This is a genomic window from Rhodococcus sp. (in: high G+C Gram-positive bacteria), from assembly GCF_049591685.1.
Taxonomy (GTDB): domain Bacteria; phylum Actinomycetota; class Actinomycetes; order Mycobacteriales; family Mycobacteriaceae; genus Rhodococcoides.
The window spans coordinates 1-9,279 of record NZ_JBAWFH010000193.1 but is presented as its reverse complement, the minus strand read 5'-3'; the positions used below and the strand labels follow the sequence as shown (position 1 = coordinate 9,279).

Here is a 9,279-nt window from a genome sequence, read left to right as displayed (position 1 = left end):
CATGAATTTCGACGGTACCGCGGAGGCTTCGTGGGTCGGCTTCACTCAGCCCTTCCTGTTCGGTGCTCCCAAATTCAGTGCGGTGGCGATCATTTCGATGATCGTGGTGATGCTCATCATTGCCGTCGAGACCACCGGCAGCGTGTACGCCACCGGCGAGATCGTCGGCAAGCGCATCAAGAAGCAGGACATCGCAGCGACCCTTCGAGCCGACGGCGTGGCGACGGTCATCGGCGGAACCTTCAACTCGTTCCCGTACACGGCTTTCTCGGAGAACGTCGGGCTCGTTCGCCTCACCGGCGTTCGCAGTCGATGGGTGGTGGCGGCCGCAGGCGCGATCATGATCCTGCTCGGCTTGCTACCGAAGACGGCAGCGGTGGTGGCCTCCATACCGCCGCCCGTTCTGGGTGGAGCCGCGCTCGCGTTGTTCGCAACGGTTGCCGTCGTGGGTATTCAAACGCTGTCGAAGGTCGACTTCACCGACCACCGGAACCTCATTATCGTGGCGACGAGTCTGGGCTTGGCCCTGTTGGTCACCATTCAACCCACGGTGTCTCAAGGTGTGCCCGAGTGGCTGGAGATGCTGTTCGGCAGCGGCATCGTTCTGGGCGCAGTGTCGGCGATCGTGCTCAACGTCCTCTTTTTCCACCTGGGCGGTCGCGGCCAATCGGTGGCGGGCGGGCCCGGTAAGGGAATTACTCTGGATCAGGTCAACGCGATGTCCGAGGAAGAGTTCGCGTCGACTTTCGGTTGCCTGGTTCAGGGCACCCCGTGGGTGGTCGAGCGCGCCTACCGGCAACGTCCGTATTCCGACGCGCACGGTCTCCGGGAGGCTTTCCAGGAAGCGTTGCTGGCCGGTAGTACCGAGGAGCAGTTGGAACTGATCGACAACTACCCAGACCTCGGCAGTGAGGATGCGACCGGCGTGTTGAATGCGGCCGACCACGTGGGGCTATCCAACCTCGACGAGGACGAGCACGGAACCATCGTGCGCCTCGCGGCTGAGTACCGGGAACATTTCGGGTTCCCGCTGGTCATTTGTGCCCGTGAAACGGAACGATACGACCGCGTACTCGCCAACGGGTGGTCGCGAATGGAAAACGCTCCCGCGGTCGAACGTTCGTTTGCGATGATCGAAATAGCCAAGATTGCGAACTATCGCTTCGATGACCTCGTCGCCGACGCCAACCCCATCATGGCAGCTCGGTTCGGCCGACTCACCGACTACAGATAGCGAGAGACGTTGCTACACGTAGGGATAGGGCTCGACCGCTTCGATCGAATGTCCGATCGGCAGGCAATGCATGCGCTCTACGAATGTTGCTCGTCGTCGATCTGGGCTCGTCGCGTCGCGGGCGGTCGGCCCTACCGAAGCCTCGACTCGCTTCTCGATCGAGCAGATCGGGTTCTTGCCGAGTTGCCGGAGGCGGAGGTGGATCTCGCCCTCGACGGTCATCCCCGCATCGGGGACAGGCCCGACAATCCGTCGTCGCAACGAGAGCAGGCGGCGGTGCAGTCCGCGGGGTGGGACGTGCTGAACATACTGGCCGAACGCAACCGGGAGTACGAGGCACGGTTCGGTCACGTGTATCTGGTGTGCGCGACAGGCAGGTCGGCGAAGGATCTGCTCGCTATCCTCGAGGAACGATTGGGGAACGACCCCGAGACCGAGCGACGGGTGCTGCGTGTGGAGCTGGCGAAGATCAACCGAATTCGATTGCGCCGCATGCTGGGTGCAGAAGAATGAGCGGGTTGAGCACGCATGTGCTCGACGCGGTGGACGGGGCCCCCGCCGCAGGCATGCGGGTACGACTGTTCCGTGCCGAGGAAGGTGAGATCGCGAGCGGAATCACCGATGAAGACGGTCGCATCGCCGCGCTGCTCGGTGAACCGCTCCCTGCCGCCGAATACCGACTCGAATTCGATACAGGTGACTACTTCGACGCGAAGAACACCCCTACGTTCTACCCGATCGTCTCCATCTCGTTCACCGTTGCCGGGCCGGCCGCACACCATCACGTACCACTGCTGCTGTCGCCGTTCGCATATTCCACCTACCGCGGGAGCTGACCTTGACCGATCTGACCGGCCGCATCATGCTCGGCGCAAACCAGTACGGCAAAGCCGAGAACCGTGTGGTTCGTATCTATCGAGACACCCCTCGACACGAGATTCACGACATCAACGTCTCGAGCGCACTGCGCGGCGACTTCTCCGCCGCCCACCTCGTCGGGGATCAGTCGAACGTGCTGCCGACCGACACGCAGAAGCAGACTGCCTACACCTATGCAAAAACCAAGGGACTGCAACATCTCGAAAGTTATGGCCTCGACCTGGCCCGGCATTATGTCGACGACGTCGAACCTGTGCAGGGCGCGCGCATCGAGCTCGAGCAGTACGAGTGGCAGCGCGTCACTGTGGACGGTGTCCCGCACGACCACACCTGGACCCGCAAGGGTGAAGAGATCCGCACAGCGGCCGTCACGGTCGAGGGCACGGGGAGTGGACGGCAGACATGGGTGACGAGCGGATTCAAGGAGTTGGTCGTTCTCAAGTCCACCGGTTCGGAATTCCACGGTTTTCTCGAGGATGATCTGACCGTCCTCGAACCCACGAACGACCGCGTGATGGCCACCTCGCTGACTGCGCAGTGGCGGTATACGCACACCGATGTCGAGTGGGACGAGGTCTACACCGGTGCGAAAGCGGCCATGATCGAACGCTTCGCCAACCTCCGATCCCTCGCACTGCAGCAAACGCTGTTCGCGATGGGCGAAGCCGTCCTACAGAAGTATCCGTTCATCGCCGAGATCCGCATGTCCGCGCCGAACAAGCACCATTTTCTCTACGACATCGGCCGGTTCGGCGTCGACAACCCGGGAGAGGTGTTCAACGCCGATGATCGTCCCTACGGCCTGATCCAGGCGACGGTCGAGCGCGAAGACGCACCGGACTGTGGCAACGCCTGGTGGTCGTTCTCCTCGGTCGGCTGACGGCTAGTTCAGCACCTGCTGCGTCCATTCCACCAGCGGGGTCATCGATCGCCACGTATTTCGCACTTGCACAGCCGCTTTGGGAGTCTTCAGCCAGGAAGGTGAGCCGAAGTGCTTGCTCACCGTCAACGACTTGTGCCGCAGTAGTTCGATGCGCGGGTGGTCGGCGTCGTACCCGCGAGGCTTGGTCTTCAGCCGATCACCGCCGACCTCGAAACCCGCCGCGGTCATAGCCCTGACGATGCCCTCGAGTTCGCGGCCGCGCACGTCCGTGTCGACCGCCTCACGGAATCGAGCAATCGACTCCGCGGTGGCGCCGTAGAACCCACCTGCGACGAACAACCCGGCCGGGTCTATCTGCACGTAGAAGCCCAAGCTCGGGCCGCGCGCGACGAAGGCACCCTGATGCGCCTTGTAGGGTGTCTTGTCCTTCGAGAATCGGACGTCGCGATAGGGCCGGAAGAGTTTGGCTGCGCCGAACTCCCCCTCCAGTTCGGCGAGCAACTGGGTCATCGGCTCTTTGACGGACTTGTCGTAGACATCTTTGTGCGCGTTCCACCAGATCTTGCTGTTGTCGGCCTCCAGATCCTCGTAGAAGTCGAGCGCGGCGAACGGGATACCGGTGAAAGCCATACCGGCGATTCTAGTGAGTGCCCGGACTGCGTTGTTTCGGCGAGGTTTCCGCCGTATCGCGCCGCTCACCCGCGTGCGTAACAGATGTTCACTAGAGTTCGGGAAGCGAAAGCGGGTGAACATGGACCTCGGAACCATCGAGAACGTGACGATGCCGACAAGACGCTCCGAACTGCCGTCGGGCGCGGACGACACGGCGGTGATAGCAGGCGGGACCTGGTTGCTGTCGGAGAAACAGGACCATCTGAGGCGACTGGTCGACATCACGGCCTTCGGCTGGGAACCGCTTGCGGCGGTAGAGAACGGTGTGGACATCGCAGCCACGTGCACGATCGACCAGTTGGCCGCGACACGGTTCGCCGAGTGGCCCGCCACCGAGCTGTTCCACCGCTGCGCGGCGGCGCTGTTGGCGTCGTTCAAGATCTGGCACGTCGCCACGGTGGGAGGCAACATCGCCTTGGCTCTCCCTGCCGGAGCGATGATTTCGCTGACCACTGCACTCGACGGCCGCGCGCTCGTCTGGGGTTCCGACGGTACCGACCGCACGGTCGCCGTCGAAGACGTCGTCATCGGGCCTGGGCGCAACGCTCTGAGCCGAGGAGATGTGCTTCGTAGCATCCACCTGCCCATCCGAGCATTGCATGCGCGCACCGCGTTTCGCAAGGTGGCGTTGTCTCCGGAGGGTAGGTCGGCGTCGATCGTCATCGGGCGTGTGGACACCGACGGCCAGTTCGTTCTGTCGATCACCGCGTCCACCGTGCGGCCGTTCGTTCTGCGGTTCCCACAGCCGCCGAGCGCGGCCGAACTAACTGCTGCGATCGACGCGGCAGTGCCCGCGACCGCGTGGTACGACGATCCACACGGCGCCCCCGATTGGCGGCGACACATCAGTGCGCAATCGGCTCACGAGGTACTCGAGGAGTTGACGTGAGAGTCGACATCAACGGCACACCCACCGAGTGTTCGCCGCGACCCGGTCAGTGCCTGCGCACCATGCTGCGCGACCACGCCCACTTCGAGGTCAAGAAGGGTTGCGACGCCGGGGACTGCGGTGCATGCTCGGTGCTCGTCGACGGCCGAGCCGTCCATTCGTGCATCTATCCGGCGTATCGAGCGGCGGGCCGCGAAGTCGTCACGGCGTCGGGTTTGGGTACCCGGGCGGACCTGCATCCGGTTCAACGACGATTCGTCGAAGCAGGCGGATTTCAGTGCGGTTTCTGCACTGCCGGGATGGTCGTGACGGCGTCGACCTTCACGGACGAGGATTTGACCGATCTCCCGCGAAAAATGAAGGGCAACCTGTGCCGATGCACAGGCTACCGATCGATCGACGACGCGTTGCACGGAGTGGTCAACGTCGAGAAGGCCTCGCAGCAGTCCTGTCCCGGCCGTTCCGTGTCGGCGCCCGCCGCGGATGCCATCGTCACCGGCACCGAGCCGTACACACTCGACGTTGCCCCGGCGGGCCTGCTGCACGCAGCGGTGGTCCGAAGTCCGCATGCACACGCTCGCGTCGTGTCCATCGATGTCACTGCCGCTGAGGCTGTCCCGGGTGTGCGGCTGGTACTGACATCTGCGGACAGTCCGGACCGGGTGTTCTCGACAGCCAGGCACGACAACCGCGCCGACGATCCCGACGACACCCGCGTTCTGGACACCGTCATGCGTTTCACGGGTCAACGAGTCGCCGTCGTGATCGGTGACACGCTCGCCGACGCCGAAGCAGGCGCTCGCGCAGTAACCGTCGAATACGAGGTACTGCCCGCGGTGTTCGACCCGGAGAGCGCGTCGGCCCCGGGCGCCCCGCTTGTCCACGGCGACAAGGGCCCCGAGTCTCGCATCGCGGACCCGTCGCGCAATCTGGTCGCCGAGTTGCACGGCGCCACCGGTGACGTCGACGCCGCAGTGGCCGCAGCCGGCGCCGTCGTCACCGGCCGGTGGCGAACGCAGCGGGTTCAGCACGTGCATCTCGAGACACACGCGACCATCGGCTGGGTCGACGAAACCGGTCGGCTGACGCTGCGCACCAGCACACAGGTTCCGTTCCTCGTGCGCGACGAGATCTGCGAGATTTTCGGACTGCCCCGCGAACAGGTGCGCGTGTTCACCGCCCGCGTCGGAGGCGGCTTCGGCGGTAAGCAAGAGATGCTGACCGAGGACATCGTCGCTCTCGCGGTGTTGCGTACCGGTTCGCCGGTGCAGTTCGAATTCACTCGCACGGACGAGTTCACGGTCTCACCGTGTCGACATCCCTTCCAGGTGGACGTCACGGCAGCTGCCGACGCCGACGGCACCCTGACGGCACTGGCCGTCGACGTCGTCACCGATGCGGGCGCATACGGCAACCACAGCCCCGGCGTCATGTTCCACGGGTGCGGGGAATCGGTTGCCGTTTACCGATGCGCGAACAAGCGTGTCGACGCGAAAGCGGTGTACACCAACAACATTCCGTCGGGGGCGTTCCGCGGCTACGGTCTCGGTCAGGTCATGTTCGCCGTCGAATCCGCGCTCGACGATCTCGCGCGCGAACTCGGTATCGATCCGTTCGATTTCCGTAGGCGCAACGTCGTCGTGCCGGGAGATCCGTTGGTCGCGGCCCACCGAGAGGCGGACGACCTCGTATACGGCAGCTACGGCCTCGATCAGTGCCTCGACCTGACCCAGGACGCGCTCCGCGCGGGTAACGGCGTCGACGCTCCCCCGGGGTGGAAGGTGGGCGAGGGTATGGCCGTTGCAATGATCGCCACCATTCCGCCGCGCGGCCACGTAGCCGAAGCCACGGTCACCCTGCTGGGCGACGGCCGGTACGAGATCGGCGTCGGTACAGCGGAATTCGGAAACGGCACGACGACGGTGCACGCTCAGATCGCTGCCGCCGAGCTCGGAACGTCACCGGACCGCATCCTGATACGCCAGTCGGACACCGATGCGACGAGTTACGACACAGGGGCGTTCGGATCTGCGGGCACCGTCGTGGCAGGCAAGGCCGTCCATGCGGCGTCGCGCACGCTCGCCGAACGTATTCGTGACATCGCGGCGACGGTATCCGGGTGCCGCGCCACCTCCTGCGTGTTGGGGCCGCAGGGCGTCACGTGTGGTGACCGCCATCTCTCGTGGCCCGAGATCGTCTTCGTGTCGGGTGGGCCGATAGCAGGGTCGGGCCGCAGCGGAGGACTCCCCCGATCCTTGGCCTTCGACGTACAGGCTTTCAGAGTTGCGGTCGACGAGCGCACCGGAACGGTCGAGATCCTGCAGTCCGTTCACGCGTCCGACGCGGGTACGGTGATCAACCCGGCGCAGTGCCGAGGGCAAATAGAAGGAGGCGTCGCTCAGGGCATCGGCTCCGCCCTGTACGAAGAGATGAAGACCGACGGCGCCGGCACGGTGATCACCGATTCCATTCGCAGCTACCACGTGCCGCAGTTCTCAGACATCCCGCCGACCGAGGTGTACTTCGCCGATACCTACGACACCCTGGGACCGTTCGGAGCCAAGTCGATGAGCGAATCTCCGTACAATCCGGTTGCCCCTGCATTGGCAAACGCGATCAAGGACGCAGTGGGCAGTCGTCTCTACCACCTGCCGCTCTCCTCGGACCGCGTGTGGCGATCACTCGGTGACTGACCGGACATTCGCGTCGCCACGCGCCAGTTCCGAGTCGTTCGCCAATACAGATAGGCGATCAGACCGAGAGGCACCGGAAGCAACCACGTCGCGAACCGGAACAACAGCACCGCCGCAACGAGTTCGGCCTGGGCGTCGCCGGTGAGTCCGGTGCCGAGCACGGCGACGAGGGCCGCCTCGGCGACACCGAGTCCGCCCGGAGTGGGGGCAACGAACGCAGCCAGCCACATCGCCCCGAACGCGACGACGATCAGTAGCCACCCGACTTCGTCGCGCCCCAGCCCCGCCATCCGGATGGACACACCGAGCACCAGCGCACCGAGCAACTGGGACAACACCATCGTGACGGTGAGTGCCCGCCAGCACGTTCTGACGCGGCCCAGTAGTCGAATGCGGAAGTCGGCGACGGCCTCTCCCATGTCCTGCGGTTCGATTTTCGAGAACGACCGCGCAAGACGCGTGCGTCCTGCAGTCAGCATTGTGCCTGCGGCCCGCGCGAATCGCTCGCTGGTGATCGCCAGTGCGATGAGAACGCAGATCACGGTGACCACCGCACACGCACCGGCTGCGACCCATACCGCCGACCCGCTCACCGAGCCGAAAAGCATGAGCAGAACGAGGGCAACCGCCATCAAGGTGTAGCGCGAGAGGTTGGTCCAGATGCCGATCGCGATGATCGACGTCGTGCTGTCGGCCGAGCCGAACCCCCAGGAGCGATACATTGCGAACGTCAGACCCGTCGCGACCGTCCCACCCTCCGGAACCGTGTTGGCGAGTGCGAGTGACGCTGTCCGCGCCACCCCGGCCTGCCGGGTGGTCAGCCCCGGGAGCGTGTACGTCATGGGGCGAAACATCGATGCCAGGTAGATCAGACCGAGAGCCGACACCACCAGAACCTGCGCGATCGAGATGGAGCCGATTGCCTGGGACAGCGTGCCGGAGTGACCGACTGTGCGATACAGGAGCCACAGGACGAGACCCACCACGCCGTACGACAGGACGGCGGAGAGGACTCTGCGGACCCCCGTTCGGTTCATCGGTCGTAGAAGGTCTGCAGGATGATGGTGCTGCGAGTCCTCACGTTGGCGGTGACACGGATCTCCTGCAACAGCTGCTCCAGGCTCCGGGGGGATTCGACGCGCACCAGAAGAATGTAGCTCTCTTCGCCGGCGACGGAGTGACACGACTCGATCGCATCGATGTGTCGCAGCCTTGCCGGTGCATCGTCCGGCTGAGCCGGGTCGATGGGCGTGATCGCCACGAACGCCGATAGAGGACGCCCCAGAGCTTCGGAGTCGACTTGCGCTGTGTACCCGCGAATGACACGCCTCGCCTCCAAGCGGCGCACCCGAGACTGCACTGCCGAGACCGACAGACTGGCCTTCTCGGCGAGTGTGGCCAGGGTTGCTCGACCGTCCGCAACGAGTTCGTCGATGATCAACCGGTCTATCCGATCGAGGTTTTCGCTCACCTGCGCAATGTAGCTCAGACGGGTGTGTTTCGGCCCACCGGACAGCTTACAAATCCCGAGAGAAGGGAACGGGTTTGTTTTCTCGCGGCGTTCCGCAGGTGGCAGCCGATCAGACGAACAGCGGTGGCAGGACCAAAACCATGACCGTCGACCAGATGACGTGCGTCAGAATCGGAGCCAAAATGCCGCCGGACGCGCGCCGCTGCAAACCGAGGACGAATCCCAGGGTGATGGCCGCGAAGGCCAGCATCGGATTTCCGCTCGCGAGAGTCACGACCGTGTAGACGAGCGTGGAGACCAGAACGGGCCGGTTGCGGCCGATCGCCGCGAACAGAGCGCCACGGAAAAAAACTTCCTCCGCGACACCGTTGATGAGGGTGATGAAAACGATGAGCGCGAGCGGACCGAACCGTGCATGCGCCAGCACATTCTCGGTAAAGTCGGCCAACGGGGGGATCTGGCGAACGACAAGAGCGCCGGCGACGAAGACACCGCCCGCTGCCAGTCCGATGAGGATCGGAGTGACGATCGGTCGGCGCATCGTGTTTCGGAACGCGA

General features: G+C 64.3%; 10 protein-coding genes. 6 read left to right on the top strand and 4 right to left on the bottom strand.

Annotated features, from left to right (window positions below; translation table 11 throughout):
- The 4 genes from WBQ44_RS08365 to pucL all read left to right on the top strand — a co-directional run.
- Positions 1 to 1,234, top strand: a 1,234-nt coding sequence (locus WBQ44_RS08365) for a solute carrier family 23 protein (protein ID WP_495566243.1), incomplete at its 5' end; no start/stop codon positions are given.
- A gap of 9 nt (positions 1,235 to 1,243) precedes the next feature.
- Positions 1,244 to 1,747: a 2-oxo-4-hydroxy-4-carboxy-5-ureidoimidazoline decarboxylase gene (gene uraD, locus WBQ44_RS08360; RefSeq protein WP_495566242.1), complete on the top strand. Its 504-nt coding sequence runs from the start codon at positions 1,244 to 1,246 to the stop codon at positions 1,745 to 1,747.
- Positions 1,744 to 2,070 (top strand): hydroxyisourate hydrolase, encoded by a 327-nt coding sequence (gene uraH / locus WBQ44_RS08355; protein WP_495566241.1) that lies wholly within the window; start codon positions 1,744 to 1,746, stop codon positions 2,068 to 2,070. The genes uraD and uraH overlap by 4 nt, the downstream gene beginning before the upstream one ends.
- A gap of 26 nt (positions 2,071 to 2,096) precedes the next feature.
- Positions 2,097 to 2,993 carry a factor-independent urate hydroxylase gene (pucL, locus tag WBQ44_RS08350; protein WP_495566244.1) on the top strand — a complete coding sequence of 299 codons (897 nt, stop codon included), beginning with the start codon at positions 2,097 to 2,099 and terminating at the stop codon, positions 2,991 to 2,993.
- 3 nt (positions 2,994 to 2,996) lie between these two features.
- Here the strand turns inward: pucL and WBQ44_RS08345 are convergent, their stop codons facing one another.
- Entirely contained in the window at positions 2,997 to 3,626 is a 630-nt protein-coding gene (locus WBQ44_RS08345; RefSeq protein WP_495566240.1) for a DUF2461 domain-containing protein, read from the bottom strand.
- A 121-nt stretch (positions 3,627 to 3,747) separates the two neighbouring features.
- On the opposite strand from WBQ44_RS08345, the gene WBQ44_RS08340 reads away from it, so the two are divergent.
- Positions 3,748 to 4,557 (top strand): FAD binding domain-containing protein, encoded by an 810-nt coding sequence (locus tag WBQ44_RS08340; protein ID WP_495566239.1) that lies wholly within the window; start codon positions 3,748 to 3,750, stop codon positions 4,555 to 4,557.
- Positions 4,554 to 7,250 carry a molybdopterin-dependent oxidoreductase gene (locus WBQ44_RS08335; protein ID WP_495566238.1) on the top strand — a complete coding sequence of 899 codons (2,697 nt, stop codon included), beginning with the start codon at positions 4,554 to 4,556 and terminating at the stop codon, positions 7,248 to 7,250. Before WBQ44_RS08340 ends, WBQ44_RS08335 begins: the two co-directional genes overlap by 4 nt.
- On the opposite strand, the gene WBQ44_RS08330 is transcribed toward WBQ44_RS08335, so the two are convergent.
- From WBQ44_RS08330 to WBQ44_RS08320, 3 genes are all read right to left on the bottom strand, one after another.
- Positions 7,199 to 8,287 carry a lysylphosphatidylglycerol synthase transmembrane domain-containing protein gene (locus tag WBQ44_RS08330; RefSeq protein ID WP_495566237.1) on the bottom strand — a complete coding sequence of 363 codons (1,089 nt, stop codon included), beginning with the start codon at positions 8,285 to 8,287 and terminating at the stop codon, positions 7,199 to 7,201. The genes WBQ44_RS08335 and WBQ44_RS08330 overlap by 52 nt on opposite strands.
- Positions 8,284 to 8,721 (bottom strand): Lrp/AsnC family transcriptional regulator, encoded by a 438-nt coding sequence (locus tag WBQ44_RS08325; RefSeq protein WP_495566236.1) that lies wholly within the window; start codon positions 8,719 to 8,721, stop codon positions 8,284 to 8,286. The genes WBQ44_RS08330 and WBQ44_RS08325 overlap by 4 nt, the downstream gene beginning before the upstream one ends.
- Positions 8,722 to 8,830: 109 nt before the next feature.
- A partial coding sequence (locus WBQ44_RS08320; protein WP_495566235.1) for a CPBP family intramembrane glutamic endopeptidase occupies positions 8,831 to 9,279 on the bottom strand: 449 nt, incomplete at its 5' end.

Excerpts from the sequence above, each read along its gene's own strand:
- WBQ44_RS08345 (WP_495566240.1), bottom strand. The coding sequence starts at position 3,626 with ATGGCTTTCACCGGTATCCCGTTCGCCGCGCTCGACTTCTACGAGGAT.
- WBQ44_RS08330 (WP_495566237.1), bottom strand. The coding sequence starts at position 8,287 with ATGAACCGAACGGGGGTCCGCAGAGTCCTCTCCGCCGTCCTGTCGTAC.
- uraH (WP_495566241.1), top strand. The coding sequence starts at position 1,744 with ATGAGCGGGTTGAGCACGCATGTGCTCGACGCGGTGGACGGGGCCCCC.
- pucL (WP_495566244.1), top strand. The coding sequence starts at position 2,097 with ATGCTCGGCGCAAACCAGTACGGCAAAGCCGAGAACCGTGTGGTTCGT.
- WBQ44_RS08340 (WP_495566239.1), top strand. The coding sequence starts at position 3,748 with ATGGACCTCGGAACCATCGAGAACGTGACGATGCCGACAAGACGCTCC.